This is a genomic window from Pseudomonas sp. 32A (assembly GCF_052682255.1).
This window is the reverse complement of record NZ_JBQYLY010000001.1, coordinates 3,169,116-3,190,903: the sequence shown is the minus strand read 5'-3', so window position 1 is coordinate 3,190,903 and position 21,788 is coordinate 3,169,116. Positions and strand designations below refer to the sequence as shown.

The 21,788-nt window shown below is 60.7% G+C and carries 20 protein-coding genes, 1 other RNA gene and 1 pseudogene; 13 read left to right on the top strand and 9 right to left on the bottom strand.

Annotated features, from left to right (window positions below; genetic code table 11):
- Window positions 1-10 precede the first annotated feature (10 nt).
- The 4 genes from ACUN0G_RS14470 to ACUN0G_RS14455 all read left to right on the top strand — a co-directional run bounded on the left by ACUN0G_RS14470 (window position 11) and on the right by ACUN0G_RS14455 (window position 1,429).
- The gene (locus ACUN0G_RS14470) at window positions 11-220 is read left to right on the top strand and encodes a TIGR02449 family protein (protein ID WP_003213954.1); all 210 of its coding nucleotides are present in this window, start codon (window positions 11-13) and stop codon (window positions 218-220) included.
- On the top strand, window positions 217-534 hold the full coding sequence (locus ACUN0G_RS14465; protein ID WP_003213956.1) for a cell division protein ZapA: 318 nt from the start codon (window positions 217-219) through the stop codon (window positions 532-534). Before ACUN0G_RS14470 ends, ACUN0G_RS14465 begins: the two co-directional genes overlap by 4 nt.
- Window positions 535-564: 30 nt before the next feature.
- Window positions 565-743: non-coding RNA, 6S RNA (ssrS, locus tag ACUN0G_RS14460), on the top strand.
- 56 nt (window positions 744-799) lie between these two features.
- Window positions 800-1,429 (top strand): 5-formyltetrahydrofolate cyclo-ligase, encoded by a 630-nt coding sequence (locus tag ACUN0G_RS14455; RefSeq protein WP_258342745.1) that lies wholly within the window; start codon window positions 800-802, stop codon window positions 1,427-1,429.
- 7 nt (window positions 1,430-1,436) lie between these two features.
- Here the strand turns inward: ACUN0G_RS14455 and ACUN0G_RS14450 are convergent, their stop codons facing one another.
- A complete protein-coding gene (locus ACUN0G_RS14450; protein ID WP_003213959.1) occupies window positions 1,437-1,586 on the bottom strand; it encodes a hypothetical protein in 150 nt (49 codons plus the stop codon).
- Between the two features lie 196 nt (window positions 1,587-1,782).
- Here ACUN0G_RS14450 and ACUN0G_RS14445 point away from each other — a divergent pair, with 196 nt between their 5' ends.
- The 4 genes from ACUN0G_RS14445 to ACUN0G_RS14430 all read left to right on the top strand — a co-directional run bounded on the left by ACUN0G_RS14445 (window position 1,783) and on the right by ACUN0G_RS14430 (window position 7,210).
- Complete coding sequence (locus tag ACUN0G_RS14445; protein ID WP_258342747.1) at window positions 1,783-2,232, top strand: EVE domain-containing protein; 450 nt, start codon at window positions 1,783-1,785, stop codon at window positions 2,230-2,232.
- A 175-nt stretch (window positions 2,233-2,407) separates the two neighbouring features.
- On the top strand, window positions 2,408-3,373 hold the full coding sequence (locus ACUN0G_RS14440) for an HlyD family secretion protein (protein ID WP_063026373.1): 966 nt from the start codon (window positions 2,408-2,410) through the stop codon (window positions 3,371-3,373).
- Window positions 3,370-6,090 (top strand): ribosome-associated ATPase/putative transporter RbbA, encoded by a 2,721-nt coding sequence (gene rbbA / locus ACUN0G_RS14435; protein ID WP_445573707.1) that lies wholly within the window; start codon window positions 3,370-3,372, stop codon window positions 6,088-6,090. Before ACUN0G_RS14440 ends, rbbA begins: the two co-directional genes overlap by 4 nt.
- Before the next feature lies 1 nt (window position 6,091).
- Window positions 6,092-7,210, top strand: a complete 1,119-nt coding sequence (locus ACUN0G_RS14430; RefSeq protein ID WP_445573706.1) for an ABC transporter permease — start codon at window positions 6,092-6,094, stop codon at window positions 7,208-7,210.
- A 118-nt stretch (window positions 7,211-7,328) separates the two neighbouring features.
- Here ACUN0G_RS14430 and ACUN0G_RS14425 read toward each other — a convergent pair whose 3' ends face one another.
- A complete protein-coding gene (locus ACUN0G_RS14425; protein WP_258342752.1) occupies window positions 7,329-7,736 on the bottom strand; it encodes a flagellar basal body-associated protein FliL in 408 nt (135 codons plus the stop codon).
- 149 nt (window positions 7,737-7,885) lie between these two features.
- Between ACUN0G_RS14425 and ACUN0G_RS14420 the strand changes: the two genes are divergently transcribed.
- From ACUN0G_RS14420 to glpT, 4 genes and pseudogenes are all read left to right on the top strand, one after another.
- The gene (locus ACUN0G_RS14420; RefSeq protein WP_445573705.1) at window positions 7,886-8,863 is read left to right on the top strand and encodes an NADPH:quinone oxidoreductase family protein; all 978 of its coding nucleotides are present in this window, start codon (window positions 7,886-7,888) and stop codon (window positions 8,861-8,863) included.
- Between the two features lie 75 nt (window positions 8,864-8,938).
- Complete coding sequence (locus ACUN0G_RS14415; protein ID WP_445573704.1) at window positions 8,939-9,556, top strand: flagellar basal body-associated protein FliL; 618 nt, start codon at window positions 8,939-8,941, stop codon at window positions 9,554-9,556.
- Window positions 9,552-9,662 (top strand): annotated as a pseudogene (locus tag ACUN0G_RS14410) (N-acetyltransferase); the annotation flags it as partial. The gene ACUN0G_RS14415 and the pseudogene ACUN0G_RS14410, both read left to right, overlap by 5 nt.
- Window positions 9,663-9,838: 176 nt before the next feature.
- Window positions 9,839-11,176 (top strand): glycerol-3-phosphate transporter, encoded by a 1,338-nt coding sequence (gene glpT, locus ACUN0G_RS14405; protein WP_093203852.1) that lies wholly within the window; start codon window positions 9,839-9,841, stop codon window positions 11,174-11,176.
- Here glpT and ACUN0G_RS14400 read toward each other — a convergent pair.
- On the bottom strand, window positions 11,173-11,826 hold the full coding sequence (locus ACUN0G_RS14400) for a gamma-glutamylcyclotransferase (RefSeq protein WP_076013086.1): 654 nt from the start codon (window positions 11,824-11,826) through the stop codon (window positions 11,173-11,175). The genes glpT and ACUN0G_RS14400 overlap by 4 nt on opposite strands.
- A 40-nt stretch (window positions 11,827-11,866) precedes the next feature.
- Window positions 11,867-14,260 (bottom strand): TonB-dependent receptor plug domain-containing protein, encoded by a 2,394-nt coding sequence (locus tag ACUN0G_RS14395; protein ID WP_445573703.1) that lies wholly within the window; start codon window positions 14,258-14,260, stop codon window positions 11,867-11,869.
- A 329-nt stretch (window positions 14,261-14,589) separates the two neighbouring features.
- Between ACUN0G_RS14395 and ACUN0G_RS14390 the strand changes: the two genes are divergently transcribed.
- Entirely contained in the window at window positions 14,590-15,066 is a 477-nt protein-coding gene (locus ACUN0G_RS14390) for a sn-glycerol-3-phosphate transporter (RefSeq protein WP_258342756.1), read from the top strand.
- 151 nt (window positions 15,067-15,217) lie between these two features.
- Here the strand turns inward: ACUN0G_RS14390 and ACUN0G_RS14385 are convergent, their stop codons facing one another.
- The 5 genes from ACUN0G_RS14385 to trxA form a co-directional block, all read right to left on the bottom strand.
- On the bottom strand, window positions 15,218-16,186 hold the full coding sequence (locus ACUN0G_RS14385; protein ID WP_445573702.1) for a CDP-6-deoxy-delta-3,4-glucoseen reductase: 969 nt from the start codon (window positions 16,184-16,186) through the stop codon (window positions 15,218-15,220).
- Window positions 16,186-17,652 (bottom strand): 4-hydroxy-3-polyprenylbenzoate decarboxylase, encoded by a 1,467-nt coding sequence (gene ubiD, locus ACUN0G_RS14380; protein WP_017476626.1) that lies wholly within the window; start codon window positions 17,650-17,652, stop codon window positions 16,186-16,188. Before ubiD ends, ACUN0G_RS14385 begins: the two co-directional genes overlap by 1 nt.
- A gap of 89 nt (window positions 17,653-17,741) precedes the next feature.
- Complete coding sequence (locus ACUN0G_RS14375) at window positions 17,742-19,727, bottom strand: acyltransferase family protein (protein WP_421551131.1); 1,986 nt, start codon at window positions 19,725-19,727, stop codon at window positions 17,742-17,744.
- A gap of 156 nt (window positions 19,728-19,883) precedes the next feature.
- Window positions 19,884-21,143, bottom strand: a complete 1,260-nt coding sequence (gene rho, locus ACUN0G_RS14370; protein ID WP_008438874.1) for a transcription termination factor Rho — start codon at window positions 21,141-21,143, stop codon at window positions 19,884-19,886.
- 234 nt (window positions 21,144-21,377) lie between these two features.
- The gene (gene trxA / locus ACUN0G_RS14365; protein WP_003213989.1) at window positions 21,378-21,707 is read right to left on the bottom strand and encodes a thioredoxin TrxA; all 330 of its coding nucleotides are present in this window, start codon (window positions 21,705-21,707) and stop codon (window positions 21,378-21,380) included.
- Window positions 21,708-21,788 lie beyond the last annotated feature (81 nt).

The following is a 21,788-nucleotide window of genomic DNA, read 5'->3' as shown; positions in this document are numbered from 1 at the left end:
GTGGAACCCAATGGAAGACACCGACCTGCAAGCGCTGATGGCCAGACTCGAGCTGCTAATTAACCGGGTCGAGCAACTTAAGAGCCAAAACGGACTCCTATTAGCTCAGGAAAAGACCTGGCGCGAGGAACGCGCTCACCTCATTGAAAAAAACGAAATCGCCCGGCGTAAGGTCGAATCGATGATTTCGCGCCTGAAGGCCCTGGAGCAAGACTCATGAGTTCAAGCAATAGCGTCACCGTGCAGATTCTCGACAAAGAATATTCGATCATCTGCCCACAGGAAGAACGCAGCAACCTGGTGAGCGCTGCCCGCTACCTGGACGGCAAGATGCGTGAAATCCGCAGCAGCGGCAAAGTCATCGGCGCCGATCGCATCGCGGTGATGGCCGCCCTGAACATCACCCACGATTTATTGCATAAGCAGGAACGGCCTGACGTGCAGGCCAGTGGCTCGACGCGCGAGCAGGTGCGCGACCTGCTGGAGCGGGTCGATCTGGTACTTTCTACCGATCCAGAGCCACCCAAGGGCTGATTGCGGCGTCGGTTTCGGGTATACTCGCCCCACTCCCTGGCGTGCTTGCCAGTCGGCGATGTCCCTGAGCCGATTCGCACTACCCTGGAAGTTACACGTTGGGCTGGTGTGCATGTCCGCTAGACGGAAAGCCTTAAAGCCTACTGTTTCTTCCACCTTGAACTTTCGGGTTCAAGGGCTAAGTCGACAGCGGTTCTGTCGGGGAGCCTGATTCCCAAATCCAATGCCAGTCTTAGGACTGGCATTGTTTTATGAGCCGAAAACCATGACCGAACCTGCGCCGCTTTCCCGCCCGCAACTTCGACGCATGCTGCGCAAAGCCCGCCGCGCCCTGACGCCGAGCGAGCAACGCCAGGCCGCCCTGGGCCTGTATCGGCAACTGGCACAGCACCCGCTGTTTCGCCGGGCCAAACACATCTCCTTGTATCTACCGACGGACGGTGAAATCGATCCGCGCCTGCTGCTGCGCGCTGCACAGCGCCGGGGCAAGGCGACGTACCTGCCGGTGCTCAGTGCGTGGCCGCGAACCAAGATGGTGTTCCAGCGGGTACGGCCCGGCGAGAAGCTGAGCCCCAACCGTTTTCGCATCCTTGAGCCACAGGTGAATGTCAGCCGGCAACGCAAGGTCTGGGCGCTGGACCTGGTGCTGTTGCCACTGGTGGGATTTGATGATGTGGGCGGACGGCTGGGCATGGGCGGCGGTTTTTATGACCGTAGCCTGGCCTATATGGCCCGCCGGAAATCCTGGCGCAAACCGACACTGTTGGGCCTGGCCCATGAATGCCAGAAGGTCGAACGATTGGCGCAGGCAAGCTGGGATGTACCGCTTGAGGGCACAGTCACCGATAAGGATTGGTATATAGCAGAGACGCTACTGGAACCAGCAGCGCCTTAAGGACAGGTCAGCGTTTGAACGGTTGCGGTTGTTGCTGTGCGAGTTCAATCGGTGCGTCAGTCTTGTTCGACCACAAGCTCTGCGCATAGCCGGTGGTCACGACGCCCAGACCGAACAAAATAACCAATATCCATAGTAAATCCGGTTTGCGTTTCATCGATTGCCCCCCTTCAGGCATCTTGCACACGATGACAGCAACGTTCCATAAGTAGTCCGTGCCAGCTGCGTCAAGCTCAAAACCCCGGCATTCTGCGTTAACGTGAACCAACACGCAAACCTTGACGCCAACCGACCGTCGGTTTGTCATAAAATTGCCGGACAACTTTCCCAATCGTCTTTTGAGGAGCGAAAACATGGCCTATTGGCTGATGAAATCCGAGCCCGATGAACTGTCCATCAAGGGCCTGGAAAAGCTCGGCGAGGCCCGTTGGGACGGGGTGCGCAACTATCAGGCGCGTAACTTCCTGCGGGCAATGGCGGTAGGTGACCAGTTTTTCTTTTATCACTCCAGCTGCCCGGAGCCGGGGATTGCCGGCATCGGCAAAATCGTCGAGGCGGCCTACCCGGACCCGACCGCGCTGGAGCCTGACAGCCATTACTTTGACGCCAAGGCCAGCCCTGAAAAAAACCCGTGGAGCGCGATCAATGTCGCCCACGTCGAGACCTTTCCCAAGGTCCTGGGGCTGGGCTATCTGAAACAGCAAACCGCCCTCGCCGAGTTGCCCCTGGTGCAAAAAGGCAGCCGCCTTTCGGTGATGCCGGTCACCGCCGAGCAATGGGCCGCCGTACTCGGCCTGCGTTAACTGTAGGAGCGAGCTTGCTCGCGAAAAACTCCAAGGCAACGCGACTATCCAGACAGGTCGCGTTATCGTTGACGCTTTTCGCGAGCAAGCTCGCTCCTACAGTTCATTTGACCCGCATCAAGGGCCTTCGGGCAGGATCGGTCAAACTAGGACGCTAACGCCGCAGGATGCACCCATGTCGACGAACCACCGCACCTCCCATCTTTTCGCCATTCCATTGATTGTCTTGCTGCTGGCCGCCGGCGGCTTTGGCTACTGGCAATCCACTCAGGACCGCTTGCCCGAAGGCTTGAGCATGGGCAATGGCCGGCTGGAATCGACCGAAGTGCAGATCGCCGCCAAGATCCCCGGGCGCCTCGCCGAAGTGCGGGTGGACGAAGGCGACAAGGTGCTCAAGGGCCAACTGCTGGCGCGCATGGACACCCGCACCCTGGAAGCCCAGCGCGCCCAGGCCGAAGCCGAAGTGCTGCGGGCCAAAGAGAATTTCGCCGCCGCCCAAGCCAATGTGCAACTGCGCCAGAGCGAACAACTGCTGGCCAGCCAGGAACTCAAGCGCACCCAGGAGCTGTACAAACGCGGCTTCGCCAGCGGCCAGTTGATCGACCAGCAGCAGGCGCGGCAAAACACCGGCAACGCCGCCGTGGTCGCCGCCCAAGCCCAGGTCAACTCGGTAAAGGCCGCCATCGGCGCCGCCCAGGCCCAGGTCGCACAGCTCACCAGCGAAATCGAGGACAGCAGCCTGCGGGCGCCCATCGACGGCATCATCCAGCTGCGCCTGGCCGAACCTGGCGAAGTGCTCGGTGCCGGTGGCCGCGTGTTGCTGCTGATCGACCCCAACGACCAATACATGAACCTGTATCTGCCCGCATCGGTAACCGGCGCCCTGACCGTCGGCAGTGAGGCGCGGATCGTCCTCGACGCCCTGCCGAAGCAACCGCTGCCGGCGAAAATCAGTTTTGTCGCGGCCAAGTCGCAGTTCACCCCCAAGGAAGTGGAAACCCGCGACGAGCGCCAGAAGCTGGTGTTCCGGGTCAAACTGCGCCTGACCCAACCGAGCGCCGTGCCCCAAGCCAAACCGGGCATGCCCGGCGCCGGTTATGTGCGCACCGCTGACCTGGACTGGCCGGCCAACCTGCAATGAGCGGCCTGGCGCTGCACGCCACGGGCATCAACCATCGCTACGGCAAGCAACAGGCGCTGATCGACATCGCCTTCAGCTTGCCCGCCGGTACACGCTGCGGGCTGATCGGCCCAGACGGCGCCGGCAAGTCGAGTTTGCTGGGCTTGATTGCCGGGGTTAAAAAGCTTCAGGAAGGTCAACTGGACGTGCTCGGCGGCTCTATCGAAGACCGCCGCCACCGCAACAGCCTGTACCCGCGCATCGCCTTCATGCCTCAAGGCCTGGGCGGCAACCTGTACCCCGAGCTGTCCATCAGCGAGAACATCCGGTTCTTCGCCACGCTGTTCGGCCTGTCAAAAGCCGATTGCGACCAGCGCATGCACAACCTGCTGCTGGCCACCGACCTCGCACGCTTCGCCGAGCGACCTGCCGGCAAGCTCTCCGGCGGCATGAAGCAGAAACTCGGCCTGTGCTGTGCGCTGATCCACGACCCGGACCTGCTGATCCTCGACGAGCCCACCACCGGCGTCGACCCGCTGTCCCGTCGGCGCTTCTGGGAACTGGTGGAAACCGTACGCAGCGAACGCCCGCAACTGACATTGCTGGTGGCCACTGCCTACATGGAAGAAGCCGAGCAGTTCGAACACTGCCTGATGCTCGACCGCGGCAAGCTGATCGCCGACGGCCTGAGCAGTGAACTCGCCGCCGCAACGCCCAGCGGCAAACTGGACGAAGCCTTCACCCATTTCCAGGGCGACAGCGCCCATAACAACGAACCGCTGGTGATTCCGCCACGGGAAAGCGATAACACCGACATCGCGATCGAAGCCCACGACCTGACCCTGCGTTTCGGCGATTTCACGGCGGTGGACAAAGTCAGCTTCGCCATAGGCCGGGGCGAGATCTTTGGTTTCCTCGGCTCCAACGGCTGCGGCAAGACCACCACCATGAAGGTCCTCACCGGCCTGATGCCGGCCACCGAGGGTACGGCAACCCTGCTCGGTAATCCGGTCAACGCCAAGGACCTGGCCACCCGCAAGCGCGTGGGTTTCATGTCGCAAAGCTTCTCGCTGTACGGTGAACTCAGCGTGCGCCAGAACCTGGTGCTGCATGCGCAGTTGTTCGACCTGCCGAAGGCGGAAAGCGGCCAGCGCATTGATGAGTTGATCGAGCGTTTTGACCTGGGCGACGTTGCCGAGCAGCCTTCCGGCGAGTTGCCATTGGGTTTGCGCCAGCGCTTGTCCCTGGCGGTGGCGGTGCTGCACCGCCCGGAAGTGCTGATCCTCGATGAACCGACCTCGGGCGTCGACCCGGCCGCGCGGGATGATTTCTGGCGATTGCTGATCGAGCTGTCCCGGGAACAGGGCGTGACGATCTTCCTGTCCACGCACTTCATGAACGAGGCCCAGCGCTGCGACCGAATCTCGCTGATGCACGCGGGCAAGGTACTGGCCTGCGACACGCCGGACGCGCTGCAACAGCAATTCCACGGCGAAACCCTGGAAGCAGCGTTCGTCACCTGCCTGGAACAGGCCCAAGGCGCGCCCGAAGCGGCAACCGCGCCCACCGAAACCGTCAGCGAACCCATGGCCCCGCCCGTCAGCAAACGTGGGTTCAGCCTCGCCCGCCTGTTGGCCGTGGCCAGCCGCGAAGGCAAGGAACTGCTGCGGGACAAAGTGCGCATGGCCTTCGCCCTGCTGGGCGCGATTTTCATGATGGTGATTTTCGGCTACGGCATTTCCCTGGACGTGGAAAAGCTCGCCTTCGCTGTCTACGACCAGGATCAAACGCCGCAAAGCCGGGCCTATCTGGAAGCCTTTCGCAGTTCGCGTTATTTCGCCGAACAGCCGCCGATCACCGATTCCAATGAGCTGCACAAACGCCTGCAACGCTCGGAAATCAAACTGGCGCTGGAGATTCCGCCGGGTTTTGGCCGTGACCTCTACGCCGGTCGCCAGCCCGCCGTGGCCGCCTGGCTCGATGGCGGCATGCCGTTTCGCGCGGAAACCAGCCGCAATTATGTCGAGGCCGTGCACCAAGCCAATCTCCAACAACTGGCCGAACTGAACAGCACACCTCTCAACCAACAGGCCGCCGCCAAACTGGAAACCCGCTTTCGCTACAACCAGGACGTGGTCAGCGTGAACGCCATCGGCCCGGGCGTGATGGCGCTGATCCTCGCCTTCATCCCGGCGATGCTCACGGCCCTGGGGATCGTGCGCGAAAAGGAACTGGGCTCGATCACCAACTTCTACGCCACGCCGCTGACTCGCTTGGAGTTCCTGCTGGGCAAACAGGCACCGTACCTGGCGGTGAGCCTGATCAACCTCGGGCTGCTGGTGGCGATGAACCGCTGGCTGTTCGGCGTGCCGTTCAAAGGCAGCGGCGTGACCCTGGCCTTCGGCGGCCTGCTGTATGTGCTGGCCACCACCAGCATGGGCCTGCTGATTTCCGCGTTCACCCGCACCCAGATCGCGGCGATCCTCGGCACCATGATCATCACCAGTCTGCCGACCATTCAGTTCTCCGGGCTGATCGTGCCGCGCTCGTCCCTGGAAGGCGCCGCCGCGTTGATGGGCATGCTGTTCCCGGCGGGCTACTTCCTCGACATCGCGGTGGGCACCTTTACCAAGGCCCTGGATCTGCGCCAGTTGTGGCCGCAGTGCCTGGCGCTGTTCGGATTCTTCCTGGGGTTTACCGGGCTTAGCCTGGTCATGCTCAAGAAGCAGGAGGCCTGAGATGCACAAGTTCGCCCATATCCTGCGCCTCGGCATCAAGGAACTGACCAGCCTGCGCCACGACAGCGTGTTGCTGCTGTTCCTGTTCTACGCCTTCACCGTCGCCATCTATATGCCCGCAGCCGGTTCGGTGATCGGCGTGCACAACGCCAGCGTGGCTTTTGTGGATGAAGACCACAGCGCGCTGTCCCGGCAACTGGCCGAAGCCCTGCAACCGCCGGAGTTTCAAGCGGCGGTGCCATTACCGTATGACCAGTTGGACAAGGTGATGGACAGCGGCCAGTACACCTTCGTGATCAACGTGCCGGCGAATTTCCAGGCCGACCTGTTGGCCGGGCGCCAGCCGGGGGTGCAGGTCAACGTCGATGCCACGGCCATGAGCCAGGCATTCATGGGCGCCGGGTATATCGGGCGGATTTTCCAGCGGGAATTGCTGACCTATGGCAACCAGGCCGATGCCGCCCAAAAGGCCCCTGCGCTGCTGACCACCCGGGCGCTGTTCAATACCAACCTGGAAGGTGGCTGGTTTCTCGCGGTGATCCAGATCGTCAACAACATCACCATTCTCGCCATCGTGCTGACCGGTACCGCGCTGCTGCGTGAGCGCGAACACGGCACCCTCGACCATCTGCTGGTGCTGCCACTGACGGCGCTGGAAATCATGCTGGCGAAAATCTGGAGCAACATGCTGGTGGTGGTGCTGTGCACCTGGCTGTCGCTGGAAGTGGTGGTGAAAGGCTTGCTCGGCGTGCCGCTGGCCGGGTCGCTGACCTTGTTCTTGCTGGTGACGGCGTTGTACCTGTTTGCCAGCACCGCCTTGGGCATCTTCCTCGCCACCCTCGCCCGCTCGACGCCGCAGTTCGGACTGCTGGCGATCCCGGTGATTATTCCGATGCTGCTGTTGTCCGGCGGCAGTACGCCGCTGGACAGCATGCCGCAGTGGTTGCAATGGGTGATGCAGGGCTCGCCGTCGACGCACTTTGTGAGTTTGAGTGCGGCGATTCTGTTCCGGGATGCAGGCGTGAGCGTGGTGTGGCCGGACTTGCTGGCGCTGGCGGGGATTGGGTTGTTGTTCTTTGCGGTGGCGTTGGCGCGGTTCAGGAAGAGCCTGGCTTCCTGAGGTGTCTGTCAGGGCCTCTTCGCGAGCAAGCCCGCTCCCACATTCAACCGCATTCTCATGTTAGAACTCGGTCAAGTGTGAGAGCGGGCTTGCTCGCGAAGGGCGCGAAGCGACCGGCTTACTGGATGATCAGGTTGTTGAACAACAGATCCTCAACCTGCGGCTTGCCGGTCTCGTCGTTCATTACTTGCTGAGTCTGCTTAAGGGCTTCCTGGCGCAGTTTTTCCTTACCGTCGACGCTGCTCATTGCGTCGCTGGTTTGCTGGGTAAACAGCGCCACCAACTGGTTGCGAATCAACGCATCGTTGGCTTTGACGGCGGCGGCCGCCTCGGGGCCTGTCACCCGCAGGGCGATATCCGCCTTGAATACCTTCAGCTTCGCGGTGCCATCCAGGCCGTAGTTACCGACAAACGGCGGGCTCAGGCTGATATAGCTGACCTTCGGCGCTTCGCCTTCTTTGGCTTCTTCGGCCAGGGCTGCCGTCGGCAGTGTCAGGGCCAGCATCAACAGGATCCACGCTTTCACAGTTCATTCCTCAATTCGGTTGCCCAGTAGCATAACGCTAGCAGCCCTGAGCACAAGCTTATGGCGACTTATCAGGCCGGGGCATGCTCGTTGACCCATCGCCCTGCCCACCTACACTTATCGGCCAACACGCCAAAAGGAATAGTCCGATGAAAGCTGTGCTGTGCAAAGCCTTCGGCCCCGCCGAAACCCTGGTGCTGGAAGACGTCGAAAGCCCGGCGATCAAGAAGAACGAAATCCTGTTGGACGTGCATGCGGCCGGGGTCAATTTCCCGGACACCCTGATCATCGAGGGTAAATACCAGTTCAAACCGCCCTTCCCGTTTTCGCCGGGCGGTGAAGCGGCAGGCGTGATCAGCCAAGTCGGCGAGAGCGTCAGCCACCTGAAGGTCGGTGACCGGGTGATGGCGTTGACCGGCTGGGGCAGCTTCGCCGAGCAGGTCGCCGTGCCGGGCTACAACGTGCTGCCGATCCCGCCGAGCATGGACTTCAACACCGCTGCCGCCTTCAGCATGACCTACGGCACCTCGATGCACGCCCTCAAGCAACGGGCCAACCTGCAACCCGGGGAAACCCTGTTGGTGCTCGGTGCCTCCGGCGGTGTCGGCCTGGCTGCGGTGGAAATCGGCAAGGCCATGGGCGCCCGGGTGATCGCCGCTGCCAGCAGTGCCGACAAGCTCGCCGTGGCCAAGGCCGCGGGCGCCGATGAGTTGATCAACTACAGCGAAGACAGCCTCAAGGACGAAATCAAACGCCTTACCGGCGGCAACGGCGTGGATGTGATCTACGACCCGGTGGGCGGCGACCTGTTTGACCAGGCCATTCGCAGCATCGCCTGGAATGGCCGGCTGCTGGTGGTGGGCTTTGCCAGCGGGCGCATTCCTGAGTTGCCGGTAAACCTGGCGCTGCTCAAGGGCGCGGCAGTCGTCGGGGTGTTCTGGGGTTCGTTTGCCCAGCGCCAGCCTCAGGACAATGCCGCCAACTTCCAGCAACTGTTCGGCTGGTTTGCCGAAGGCAAGCTGAAGCCGCTGGTGTCTCAGGTGTACCCGCTGGAGCAGGCCGCGCAGGCGATTAATGACCTCGGCCAGCGCAAGGCTGTCGGTAAGGTCGTGGTGCAGCTACGCTGACGATTGTTTCATTTTGTCGGCGAGGTGCCTGGGCCCATGATCGGCCGAGGCACTCTTTCATTGGCAGGAAAAATAATGGTCACACGGTTGCGCGCGCTGCTGCTGGGGTTGTTGATGGTGATCTCGGCTCAAGCTTTTGCCCATAAAGAGGACAAGGATGTACGCGGGCTAAACAACGTGACCGTGCTGATCGTGCGTCATGCAGAAAAACCCGATGAAGGCCCGTTGCTAAGCCCCAAGGGCGAACAAAGGGCGGCAGCCTATGCCCGCTATTTCGACCCGTTGCTGTTGAACGGCATCTCGGTGGTGCCCCAGCGGTTGATCGCTACCAGCGACAGCAAGGAAAGCTCCCGCCCTCGCCTGACCCTGACGCCGTTGGCCCAGCGCCTGCAACTTCCACTTGAAACGCCCTACTCAGACGATCAAGTCGGCAAGCTGGTGAAATCGCTACGCAAGTCCAACCAGGCCCAAACCGTGCTGATCGCGTGGCATCACGGGCATATCGACAAGTTGATCGAAGCCTTTGGCGGGGACGGCCCGGCGCTCACCGGCATGAAGAAATGGCCGGAAAACGTATATGACTGGCTGATCGTGTTGCGCTTCGACGAACAGGGCCAACTGGTGGAGTCCCGCAGCCAGAAAGTCCAGGAACACCTGCTTCCGGGCGACATCGCAGCCACCAACGGCAGCTGAGCCGGATCGCTGTCTGTGGCGAGGGAGCTTGCTCCCGCTGGGTCGCGAAGCGGCCCCAAAAGATGGGCCTGCTGCGCAGTCCAGCGGGAGCAAGCTCCCTCGCCACACGTTCGTGATACCCCGCCTGAAAACGCCCCTCACTTGTCTCTAAGCGACATGTTCGTAAAAGAACATGCAATTGCACTCAATTCCTATGCCCGCAGATAAGAGGCGGTGCTATTTTCGGTAACGAAACTGTAACATTCGCATCCGCAGTCAAAACAAGAAATTTGGAGCTCTTGAATGTTTGCTTTCTTCCGCCCTGCCGCACACCAGGCGCCCCTGCCTGAAGAAAAAATAGACAGCACGTACCGACGCCTGCGCTGGCAGATCTTCGCCGGTATTTTCTTCGGTTACGCCGGGTACTACCTGCTGCGCAAGAACTTCTCCCTGGCCATGCCGTACCTGATCGACGAGGGTTACACGCGCGGCCAGCTGGGCCTGGCGATGTCGGCGATTGCAATTGCCTACGGCCTGTCCAAGTTCCTTATGGGCCTGGTGTCCGACCGCTCCAACCCGCGCTACTTCCTGCCCTTCGGCCTGCTGGTGTCCGCCGGGGTGATGTTCATTTTCGGTTTCGCGCCTTGGGCAACGTCCAGCGTGACCATGATGTTCATTTTGCTGTTCATCAACGGTTGGGCCCAGGGCATGGGCTGGCCGCCAAGTGGGCGGACCATGGTGCACTGGTGGTCGCAGAAGGAACGCGGCGGCGTGGTTTCCGTATGGAACGTGGCGCATAACGTCGGCGGCGGCTTGATCGGCCCGCTGTTCCTGCTGGGCATGGCCTGGTTCAACGACTGGCACGCGGCGTTCTACGTGCCGGCCACCGTGGCCCTGCTGGTGGCGGCATTTGCCTTCATCACCATGCGCGATACCCCGCAATCGGTGGGCCTGCCGCCTATCGAGCAATACAAGAACGACTACCCGGAAGGCTACGACGCCAGCCACGAAGACGAATTCAGCGCCAAGGAAATCTTCGTCAAGTACGTGCTGCGCAACAAAATGCTGTGGTACATCGCCTTCGCCAACGTCTTCGTCTACCTGCTGCGCTACGGCGTACTGGACTGGGCCCCGACGTACCTCAAGGAAGCCAAGCACTTCGACGTGGATAAAACCTCGTGGGCGTACTTCTTCTACGAATGGGCAGGCATTCCGGGCACGCTGCTGTGCGGCTGGATGTCGGACAAGATCTTCCGTGGCAACCGTGGCCTGACGGGCATCGTGTTCATGGGCTTGGTGACCGTCGCGACCCTGGTTTACTGGCTCAACCCGCCGGGCAACCCGATGGTCGACATGATCGCGCTGTTCTCCATCGGCTTCCTGATCTACGGACCGGTGATGCTGATCGGCCTGCAAGCGCTGGAACTGGCACCGAAGAAAGCCGCCGGCACTGCAGCGGGCTTTACGGGCCTGTTCGGTTACCTGGGTGGTTCGGTGGCAGCGAGTGCGGCCATGGGCTACACCGTTGACCATTTCGGTTGGGACGGTGGTTTTGTGCTGCTGATCGGCGCGTGCCTGCTGGCGATTGCGTTCCTGATCCCCACCTTGTGGCACACCAATAGCGTCAGTACCGCACGTTAATCGTCGGAACAGCCTTTGGAACACCGCTTGAGCCGCGCCTCCAGATTCTTGTCTGGCATGGCGTGGCTACGCAGGGCGTTGACGGTCTGCTCGACATAATCGCGAGTGGTCCCGTAACGCCCGCAAGCGCTTTGCAACACGTGATTCAGCACAATGTCGGGCAAATTCCCGGCATAGCTGGGCAGGTGCCGCTCCAGTACAAATCCCAATGCCTGCACCTGGCTGCCATCTTCAAGACGGCAGGTGAGCCAGTGTGGCCGGTAGGACGGGTAAGGCATCTCGCGCTGCCACAAGGCATAAAGCGAAGCCTCCAGCTGATCTTCCGGCAAGCGGTAGGCAAACCCACTGCACGAGCCACCCCGATCCAGGCCAAACACCAACCCCGGTGTTTCCGGCGTGCCCCGGTGTTCATGAGACCACAGGTACAAGCCGCGGTGATAACCATGGACCCGCGCCCGCATGCGTTGTGTCGACGAGCATTCAGGCCGCCAGATCAGCGAACCATAAGCGAATAGCCAGACCGGCCCACCCTTATGCAAAGCCATGGTGGCTTGCATCGAGCTCATCAACTGTTCGTGAGTGAGTTGCGGCCCCAGATCGAGCCGCGGAGGGTAAGCCAATTGCAAAAGATCAGATTCAATGGCGGTCATGGCAAATCGCTTAGGTCTCCTTTGTTGTTACGAGAAGCTGTTACCAGTTGTAAGCAACTTTACCGTAATAGAACGCGCCGCTGTAACCGTACGGCGAAAAAGTGCTATAGGCCAAATTGCCACCACTGCTGGCGTAGGCATTGAGTTTTTCCGGGTACTTGTCGGTGACGTTGTCGCCGCCAACGGTGAAGGTCCAGTTTTTCAGCTTGTAGTCGGCTGACAGGTCCAACAGCCAGGCGGCCTTGAAGCTCTGGTCGTTGGCCGGGTCCGCCTGGTAGCTGGTGAACGAACCATAGCGCACCAAATTACTGTGCAGCGCCCAATTGCCGAAACTCAGGTCGTTGCCCAGGCTCAGCTTGTGCTGGGGCGTGGTGTCGCCCAACAGGCCGATGCGTTCGCGACGATCCACCCGGACCAGGCTCGCGCCCAGGCTATCCAGTACAGCCGGGTTGGCTTTTACGTCGGTGACCTTGGTGTGGTTGTAGTTGTAGCCCACGGTGCTGTTCCAGCGCACACCGTTATCCAGCTGGTAGCGATAGTTGGCCACCAGGTCGACGCCATTGGTGGTGGTGTCGGTAGCGTTGGTGAAGTAACGCACGGTGGTGTAGTTGATGTTGCCGACGCCGTTGGCCTGCAGGTACGCCAGCGCAGCCGGGTTTTTGCTCAGGTCCAGGTTGGAGGACAGGCTGATGCGGTCGCTGATGTCGATACGGTAGACGTCGGCGGTCACTGTCAGGTTGTCGGTCGGCTCCAGCACCAGGCCGAGGCTGTAGTTGCGGGACTTCTCGGCTTTCAGGTCTTCCGCACCGAGCAGGCGCGCCACCTGGCTGTTGGCCGGGAACGTACCGGCTTCCTGGATGGTGTTGCCGATCAGCTGCGACGAGGTGTAGGCGAAGTTCTGCTGCGCCAGGGACGGCGCGCGGAAACCGTTGGATACACTGCCGCGCAAGGCCACTTGCGGGGTGAAGTCGTAGCGGGCCGAGAGCGAGCCGCTGACGTTGGAACCAAAATCACTGTAGTCCTCATGACGCACGGCAGCCGAGGCGCTGAGTTTTTCGGTGAAGTTGGTTTCCAGGTCCAGGTACTGCGCCCAGTTATGGCGCGTGCTGGTGCCTGCGTCGGAATCACGGAAGCCGCCCAGGCCCGAACTGCCGGTCTGGTAGTAGGACGCCGGGTCACCCGCCTTGATCTGATAACCCTGGTCCAGGTATTCGCCACCAAACGCTACCGACACCGGATACGGCAACCAGCCCAGGCTGAATTCCCGCGACAGGTCCAGGCTGAGTTGCTTCTGGTCATTGACCAGGGTGCCGTTGTCGAACTTGCGCGGCGTCGCCAGGCCCAGCGAAGTGTTGATGGTTTCGGTGCCGATCTGGTACTGGTTCTTGCCGTAGTTCACCGACACGTCGTAGTGCCAGTCATAGGCCAACAGGCCGCGCAGACCGACCGCCAGGGACGTGTCTTCCACGTCGCCGCGAATCAGCGGCAAGTAGCCGTTGGGGTTGAGCGCTGGAATGTTGTTGCTCGCGTTGCTGGCCCGGTAGAACGCCGCTGTCTCGCCGCGGGTCTTGCTGTAGCCGCCAAACGCGTAGAATTCGGCCGCTTCGCTGAAGGAGTATTCCGAGTTGAGAAACAGCTTGCCCTGATCGGTAGCCGGCTCGCCCTGGCGGAACACCCGCTGGCCGTAAGTCGTCGAACCAACGCTGCCCGGACGCAGGTCCTTGCCGGCACGGTTGGTGTAATCGTTGTCGGCGCCTTCGGCCGAGATGTTGATAAAGCCGTTATCGCCCAGCGCCACACCGGTGTTGCCGCTGAGGTTGCGCTGGATACCGTCACCCTTCTTGTACTCACCGAACTTGCTGGTGATCGAGCCACCGTGGTCGTCATGCTTGAGGATCACGTTGATCACCCCGGCAATCGCATCGGAGCCGTAACGGGCCGATGCGCCGTCACGCAGCACTTCAATATGGTCAACTGCCGACAGCGGGATCGCATTCAGATCCGCCGGTGCCGAGCCGCGCCCCACTGCGCCGCCGAGGTTGACGAAGGCGCTGGTGTGGCGGCGCTTGCCATTGACCAGCACCAATACCTGGTCCGGCGAAAGGCCGCGCAACTGCGCCGGGCGCACCAGTTCGGCACCGTCTACCAGGCTCGGGCGTGGAAAGTTGATGGAAGGAATCAAACGGGCCAACACCGCGCCCAACTCATCAGAGCCGGTGCTGCGCAAGGTGTCGCTGGAAATCACATCGATAGGTGACAGCGAAGCACTGGCGGTGCGCTCTTGGGCGCGGGTGCCGGTCACGATGACTGTGTCGAGTTTGGGTACATCGGCAGTGGCCGTTTCGGCGGCTTCCACTGGACTGAATCCCACAGCGGTCAGCAAATTAGCCGACAAAATCGCCGTGTACAGCAGGTGCTGCTTGTTGCTCCCCATACCGCTCCCCTTGGAATCAAAAGCCAGAACGTCAATGCTCTGAGCTCATACGATCGATCCGTGTGGCGGACGGTGGCGGTCATTTATTGGTTATTGGCAGAAAGTCGGTAGTCCGTTGTCATATAGCTTAATGATATTTATGTAACAAATTAAATACCTTTAAAGAATAAGCGAATGCATAAGCCCGGGCCGCTCCGCTCATCAGGATTGGCTGCCTCAATCCCTGTAGTTTCAGCGCACGTTCAGGCTGGAGGCACGCTGAGCCTTCAAAATAGGCGCCTGTCACGACCCACTTAGCCGCCAACCGAACCGACTATCGAGGTCACACCATGAAATACCGACTTCCCAGCCTGTTGTTCCTGGCCCAAGCCACCACCGCCCTGGCGGTGGAAGCGCCGCCCCAGGACGAAAAAGGCTTCTGGTACGCCCAGACGAGCGTCTACACCCGGCATTTTTCGCCGGACAAGGACCACAACAACAATCAGGACCTGATCGGCCTTGAGCGCAATGAAGCGTCAGGCCTGGTGTATGGCGGGGCGACGTTTCGCAACTCGTTCAGACAGCGGTCGTACTACGCCTACGCCGGCAAACGCTACGACATGCCCGATTACCCGGTGTACTTGAAGCTGACAGGCGGCGTGATCCAGGGCTATCGCGGCAAGTACCGCGACAAGATTCCGCTGAATGGACTGGGCGTGGCGCCGGTGATCATCCCCTCGGTGGGCACTCATTACGGGCCGGTTGCCGCCGAGTTGGTGTTGCTGGGGTTCAATGCGGCGATGGTGACGACAGGCGTTCGTTTCTGATCGGGCCGCTGAAGGGCTTCTGTGGCGAGGGAGCTTGCTCCCGCTGGGTCGCGAAGCGGCCCCTGAAGTTCATGCGGTCTTTCAGATAGAACCCAGCGACTGTTTTGGCGCTGCTACGCAGCCCAACGGGAGCAAGCTCCCTCGCCACAGGTTACGTGCGAGGCGCGTAGGCAAATACGTCAGCACGCATCTGGTGTGCATCCATGCCGGCCTCGACCAGCGCATCCAGGGTGCCATAGATCATCGCCGGTGAGCCGCTGGCGTAGACGTGCACGGCCTTGAGGTCGCTGATGTCTTCGCACACCGCTTCATGCAGCAACCCACAGCGCCCTTCCCAGCCGCACAGGTCGCTGACCACTTTGTGCAGGAACAGGTTGGGCAGTTGCAGCCACTGGTCCCAGTGCTCGATCTCGTAGAAATCTTCCGGTCGACGTACCCCCCAATACAGATGCACCGGGTGCTTGAAGCCACTGGCGCGGCAGTGTTCGATCAGGCTGTGCATCTGCGCCATGCCGGTGCCGGCGGCGATCAGCACCAGCGGCCCGTCGGGCAGTTCGGCCAGGTGGGTGTCGCCAAACGGCATCTCGATGCGTGCCATCTGGTTGCGCTGCAACTGCTCCAGCAGGCTGCGGGCGCTGTCTTCCCGGGCCAGCACGTGCAATTCCAGCTCGCGCCCGGCGTGGGGCGCCGAGGCCAGGGAGAACGCCGACTTCTCGCCGTTTTCCCGCTCAATCATCAGGTACTGCCCGGCGTGGTAGCGCACCGCCTTGCCGGCCGGAGCCCGCAGGCGCACACGCCACACGTCACCGCCCACTTCGACGCACTCACTCAGTTGGCAAGACAGTTTGCGCACCGGCAATTCTCCCGGCGCCAGCACGCCATCCCACAACACAATGCAATCTTCCAGCGGTTCGGCAATGCAGGTATAGAACTCGCCATGGTCACGCACCTCACCGGCTTGCTGCACCCGGCCTTCCACCAGCAGCGCTGCACACACATGGCACACGCCATTGCGGCAGGCCTGGGGGCAATCGTAGCCCAGGCGTCGCGCGCCCTCGAGAATCCGCTCGCCAGGCGTCAGTTCCAGTACCGCACCGGAAGGCTGCAGGGTTACACGCATCAATCTATTCCTAATTCTTTCCAGAGCGCATCCACACGGGCAGTGACCGCTTCGTCCTTGACGATCACACGGCCCCATTCGCGGGTAGTTTCACCCGGCCATTTATGGGTGGCATCCAGGCCCATTTTCGAGCCGAGGCCCGATACCGGCGAGGCAAAGTCGAGGTAGTCGATCGGCGTGTTATCGATCATCACCGTGTCGCGCTTGGGGTCCATGCGCGTGGTGATGGCCCAGATCACGTCGTTCCAGTCCCGGGCGTTGATGTCGTCGTCGGTGACAATAACGAACTTGGTGTACATGAACTGTCGCAAAAACGACCACACACCCAGCATTACCCGCTTGGCGTGGCCGGGGTACGACTTCTTCATCGTCACGATGGCCATGCGGTACGAGCAGCCTTCGGGCGGCAGGTAGAAGTCGGTGATTTCCGGAAACTGCTTTTGCAGGATCGGTACAAACACTTCGTTCAACGCCACGCCGAGGATCGCCGGTTCATCCGGCGGACGGCCGGTGTAGGTGCTGTGGTAGATCGGCTTGATCCGGTGGGTGATGCGCTCGACGGTGAACACCGGGAAACTGTCGACTTCGTTGTAGTAGCCGGTGTGGTCGCCGTAGGGGCCTTCATCGGCCATCTCGCCGGGGTGAATCACGCCTTCAAGGATGATTTCGGCGGTGGCCGGCACCTGCAGGTCATTACCACGGCACTTCACCAACTCGGTGCGGTTACCGCGTAACAGACCGGCGAAAGCGTACTCGGAGAGGCTGTCGGGCACTGGCGTGACGGCGCCGAGGATGGTCGCCGGGTCGGCGCCCAGGGCCACCGAAACAGGGAATGGCTTGCCGGGATGCTTTTCGCACCACTCACGGAAATCCAGCGCGCCGCCACGGTGGCTCAGCCAGCGCATGATGACCTTGTTGCGGCCGATCACTTGCTGACGGTAGATGCCGAGGTTCTGGCGGTCTTTGTTCGGGCCTTTGGTGACGGTCAGGCCCCAGGTGATCAGCGGGCCGACGTCGCCAGGCCAGCAGGTCTGCACGGGGAGCATGCCGAGGTCGACGTCATCGCCTTCGATGACCACTTCCTGGCAGACCGCGTCTTTCACGACCTTGGGCGCCATGGCAATGATCTTGCGGAAGATGGGCAGCTTCGACCAGGCGTCCTTCAGACCCTTGGGTGGCTCGGGCTCCTTGAGGAAGGCCAGCAGCTTGCCGATCTCCCGCAGTTCGCTGACGGACTCGGCGCCCATGCCGAACGCAACGCGGTCGGGGGTGCCGAACAGGTTGCCGAGCACCGGAATATCAAAGCCCACCGGGTTTTCGAACAGCAGCGCCGGGCCCTTGTTACGCAAGGTGCGGTCGCAAATCTCAGTCATCTCCAGGACCGGGGAAATCGGCACCTGGATACGTTTCAACTCTCCGCGCTGCTCAAGTTGCTGCACGAAATCCCGAAGATCCTTGAATTTCATTAACCATGCCACCCGTAAAATAGGCGTACATCCTACCTGCTCTTACGGTCGCTGGCAGCTTATTGAGCAGCATTGCCGACGACACAGACTCAAAGAGCCGATGCCTGGGTTTCATTGCGCAAGGCTTTGAACAACGGTTCAAGGAACGCCTCGACATACCGCGAACCGACGGCCGAGAGGTGATTGTCGTCGGTGTACAGCGACTGACCGTCCAGTTCCACGCGACACCAGTCATTCGCACTGCATAGCTCAGGCGCCGGGTCCATTACCTTTACCCCGGGATCAGCCGCCGCGATGCGCTCGAATACGCTGCTGATATAGGCCTGGCGCTGGAGGTGCTCAGCCAGGGGCATACCTTCTTTGTCGGTGGGCCGGCCGAGCATCGCCAGGCGACTCAGGCGGTAAGGCGGACTGAATTCCTGCAGGGGGACTTCCTTGACCAGCCACACCCGATGGCCGCTGTCGCGCAACTGCTGCACAAGGGCGCCCAAGCTTTCAGCGAAGCGCCGCTCGGCGAAGGCGCGGTCATAGGTTCCGGTCGCCGGGTCCAGCAACGAAGCCTCGGTGTCACCATCGCGCTGCCCATAGACATACAGGCTCCAGCGCGCCACCAGCACCACGTCGCTAAAGGTTTCCTTGCCGAGCAGTTGCGTGACCTGCTGGTTAAAGGTCAAGCAGCCCGGAACGCTTTCCTTGCGATTAAACGGCAGGCAACCGGCATAACCGGCCTGGGTGACGCTGACACCATACTTGCTCGCGCCGTCTTGCAATGCCGGAACCAGGGCCGTGGCATGGCTATCGCCCCATACCAACGCGCGGGTCGGCGCGGACTGAGGTCCGAAATGACAAAATCCATGATGGCGATTTTTCCCCCCATCCACCAGGCAGGCCATGAGGTCCGGGCTCCACTCGCGCGCCTGGGCAAATTGCAGCGCCTCGGGCGACAGGCGCCAAGGCAACCCCTTTGTCCAGACCAGGCCTTTGCCGAGCAGCCCCACCGCCAGCAGCGCGATACCCGCCGCCACGAGGATTTGCTTGCGTCCTGCCAGCAACCGACGCTCACGGAACGGCGCCTCGACGAACCGCCAGGATCCGTAACCCAGCAACAGGCTCAACACAAACAGCGCACCAAGCTCCCACGGCCCCAGGCCATCGACACTGGCGTACTTGCCGAACACGTAGACCGGCCAATGCCACAGGTACCAGGAGTAGGAAATCAGGCCGATCCCCACCAGCAAACGGCTACCCAGCAGCTTGCTCGCCAGGGTGGCTTGCTGGCCGTTGGCCCAAATCAGGCAGACCACGCCGACCACCGGCAACAGCGCAGCGGCGCCGGGAAACGGCGTGCTTGGGTCATAGGCGAAGACCGCCAGCAGGATCAGGCCAAGACCGGCAAGACTGACGACCTGCGCCAAGGCCGGGCTCGCGCGGTATTGCCGTGCAGGCATGACCGCCAGCATTGCGCCCGCCAACAGTTCCCAGGCACGCATCTGTAGCAGGAAAAAGGCTCTTTCCGGAGCGTGGGCCACCTCCCACGTGCTCATCCCGAACGACACCAGCAACAACACAAACAGCGCCGCACGCCAGTGTTTGAGCCGGCTCGACAGCACCGTCAGCAACAGAGGAAAAAGAATGTAGAACTGTTCTTCAACCGACAATGACCAGGTATGCAGCAACGGCTTGATGTCGGAGGCCACATCAAAGTAGCCGTCCTGGCGCATGAAAAACAGGTTGGAGATAAACACCACCTGGTTGTGAATCGAGCGCCCCAACTCGCTGTAATCCTTGGGCGCCAGCAGAAACCAGCCCACCACCAGCGCGCCGAGCATCATCACGAATAGCGCCGGCAGGATACGCCGCGCTCGGCGGGCCCAGAAGCCGACAAAACTGAAACGGCCGGCCTCACGCTCGCGCCAGATGATCGAGGTGATCAAGTATCCGGAGATCACGAAAAACACGTCGACGCCGACAAAGCCGCCGGTAAAGCCTGGTACACCAAAATGAAACAGCACAACAGCAAGCACAGCTATGGCACGCAGGCCGTCAATGTCCCTGCGATAAGCGAGAATGGTCATAAAATCTTGTAATTTGCCTGATCGGATGGACAGCGAGTGTAGTCACACACGCGAATTTGTTTCTAAACAGACACACACTAAAGCCAAAACGCATTTTCCAGAAACAAAAAAAATGGCGCCCCATGGGGCGCCATCTTTTTTGACCGAAGCGTCGTGTTACTTGCGCTTCATCGACAGGAAGAACTCGTCGTTGGTCTTGGTGGTTTTCAGCTTGTCGATCAGGAACTCGATGGCCGCAACTTCATCCATCGGGTGCAGCAGCTTGCGCAGGATCCACATGCGCTGCAGTTCGTCGTCAGCGGTCAGCAACTCTTCACGGCGTGTGCCGGAACGGTTGATGTTGATGGCCGGGAACACACGCTTTTCAGCGATACGGCGGTCCAAAGGCAGTTCCATGTTGCCGGTACCTTTAAACTCTTCGTAGATCACTTCATCCATCTTCGAGCCGGTTTCAACCAGCGCGGTGGCGATGATGGTCAGCGAGCCGCCTTCTTCGATGTTCCGCGCGGCGCCGAAGAAACGTTTCGGTTTCTCCAGGGCGTGGGCATCGACACCACCGGTGAGCACTTTGCCGGAGCTCGGGATCACGGTGTTGTAGGCACGGGCCAGACGAGTGATGGAGTCGAGCAGAATCACCACGTCTTTCTTGTGTTCGACCAGGCGCTTGGCCTTTTCGATCACCATTTCAGCAACCTGCACGTGGCGAGTTGGTGGCTCATCGAACGTCGAGGCAACCACTTCGCCGCGCACGGTGCGCTGCATTTCGGTTACTTCTTCCGGACGCTCATCGATCAGCAACACGATCAGGTGAACTTCAGGATTGTTACGAGCGATGTTCGCTGCGATGTTCTGCAGCATGATGGTCTTACCGGCTTTCGGCGGGGCCACGATCAGGCCGCGCTGGCCTTTGCCGATCGGGGCGCACAGGTCGATGACACGACCGGTCAAGTCTTCGGTGGAACCGTTACCGGCTTCCATCTTCATGCGCACGGTCGGGAACAGCGGGGTCAGGTTCTCGAAGAGAATCTTGTTTTTCGCGTTCTCGGGACGATCGTAGTTGATCGTGTCGACCTTGAGCAGGGCGAAATAACGCTCGCCTTCCTTTGGAGGGCGGATCTTGCCAACGATGGTGTCACCGGTGCGCAAGTTGAAGCGACGGATCTGGCTCGGCGAGACGTAGATATCGTCTGGGCCGGCGAGATAGGAAGCGTCTGCAGAGCGGAGGAAGCCGAAGCCGTCCTGGAGAATCTCCAGCACGCCATCACCGGAGATTTCCTCGCCGCTTTTCGCGTGCTTTTTGAGCAGGGAGAAAATCACGTCCTGCTTGCGCGAACGGGCCATATTTTCTATGCCCATCTGTTCGGCCAATTCGAGCAGTTCGGTAATCGGCTTTTGCTTGAGTTCAGTCAGATTCATATAGGAATGACGTAATCATTTATGGAGGGGGGGAAATTAAGCTTTTGGCTTAATGAGGCCGCGCCGCAGAGAAGGCGACAGGATCGCGTACTAATCGAAAAGGAGAGCGTCGGCGACGGCTTGCAGGGGGCAGTGGAGAAACCAGTGCGGGGCCGAATGTACCACCTGAATTTCAGAGCGTCTAGCCCTGTTTCACGAAAAAGCCCCGCAATTTGCGGGGCCTTTTGAGGACGCTTAGATGTTGGCGTCGAGGAAAGCTTGCAGCTGGGACTTCGACAGTGCGCCGACCTTGGTGGCCTCGACATTGCCGTTCTTGAACAGCATCAGGGTCGGGATACCACGCACACCGTGCTTGGCCGGGGTTTCCTGGTTGTCGTCGATGTTCAGCTTGGCGATGGTCAACTTGCCTTCGTAAGTGGTGGCAATGTCGTCCAGGACCGGAGCGATCATTTTGCAAGGACCGCACCACTCAGCCCAGTAGTCAACCAGCACCGGGCCCTGGGCCTTCAGTACTTCGGCCTCAAAGGTCGCGTCGGTGACGTGCTTGATAAGATCGTTGCTCATGGATGTCTCCGGGTTGTAAGCAAAAAAAACGTTGCCCATCATAGCCGCCCTTCCCGCGTTCAGGAAGCCGCAGCTGATTGA

Bases quoted from the DNA above. Each gene is read 5' to 3' on its own strand.
- ACUN0G_RS14470 (WP_003213954.1), top strand. From the start codon at position 11: ATGGAAGACACCGACCTGCAAGCGCTGATGGCCAGACTCGAGCTGCTA.
- ACUN0G_RS14465 (WP_003213956.1), top strand. From the start codon at position 217: ATGAGTTCAAGCAATAGCGTCACCGTGCAGATTCTCGACAAAGAATAT.
- ACUN0G_RS14455 (WP_258342745.1), top strand. From the start codon at position 800: ATGACCGAACCTGCGCCGCTTTCCCGCCCGCAACTTCGACGCATGCTG.
- ACUN0G_RS14450 (WP_003213959.1), bottom strand. From the start codon at position 1,586: ATGAAACGCAAACCGGATTTACTATGGATATTGGTTATTTTGTTCGGT.
- ACUN0G_RS14445 (WP_258342747.1), top strand. From the start codon at position 1,783: ATGGCCTATTGGCTGATGAAATCCGAGCCCGATGAACTGTCCATCAAG.
- ACUN0G_RS14440 (WP_063026373.1), top strand. From the start codon at position 2,408: ATGTCGACGAACCACCGCACCTCCCATCTTTTCGCCATTCCATTGATT.
- rbbA (WP_445573707.1), top strand. From the start codon at position 3,370: ATGAGCGGCCTGGCGCTGCACGCCACGGGCATCAACCATCGCTACGGC.
- ACUN0G_RS14430 (WP_445573706.1), top strand. From the start codon at position 6,092: ATGCACAAGTTCGCCCATATCCTGCGCCTCGGCATCAAGGAACTGACC.
- ACUN0G_RS14420 (WP_445573705.1), top strand. From the start codon at position 7,886: ATGAAAGCTGTGCTGTGCAAAGCCTTCGGCCCCGCCGAAACCCTGGTG.
- ACUN0G_RS14415 (WP_445573704.1), top strand. From the start codon at position 8,939: ATGGTCACACGGTTGCGCGCGCTGCTGCTGGGGTTGTTGATGGTGATC.
- glpT (WP_093203852.1), top strand. From the start codon at position 9,839: ATGTTTGCTTTCTTCCGCCCTGCCGCACACCAGGCGCCCCTGCCTGAA.
- ACUN0G_RS14400 (WP_076013086.1), bottom strand. From the start codon at position 11,826: ATGACCGCCATTGAATCTGATCTTTTGCAATTGGCTTACCCTCCGCGG.
- ACUN0G_RS14395 (WP_445573703.1), bottom strand. From the start codon at position 14,260: ATGGGGAGCAACAAGCAGCACCTGCTGTACACGGCGATTTTGTCGGCT.
- ACUN0G_RS14390 (WP_258342756.1), top strand. From the start codon at position 14,590: ATGAAATACCGACTTCCCAGCCTGTTGTTCCTGGCCCAAGCCACCACC.
- ACUN0G_RS14385 (WP_445573702.1), bottom strand. From the start codon at position 16,186: ATGCGTGTAACCCTGCAGCCTTCCGGTGCGGTACTGGAACTGACGCCT.
- ubiD (WP_017476626.1), bottom strand. From the start codon at position 17,652: ATGAAATTCAAGGATCTTCGGGATTTCGTGCAGCAACTTGAGCAGCGC.
- ACUN0G_RS14375 (WP_421551131.1), bottom strand. From the start codon at position 19,727: ATGACCATTCTCGCTTATCGCAGGGACATTGACGGCCTGCGTGCCATA.
- rho (WP_008438874.1), bottom strand. From the start codon at position 21,143: ATGAATCTGACTGAACTCAAGCAAAAGCCGATTACCGAACTGCTCGAA.
- trxA (WP_003213989.1), bottom strand. From the start codon at position 21,707: ATGAGCAACGATCTTATCAAGCACGTCACCGACGCGACCTTTGAGGCC.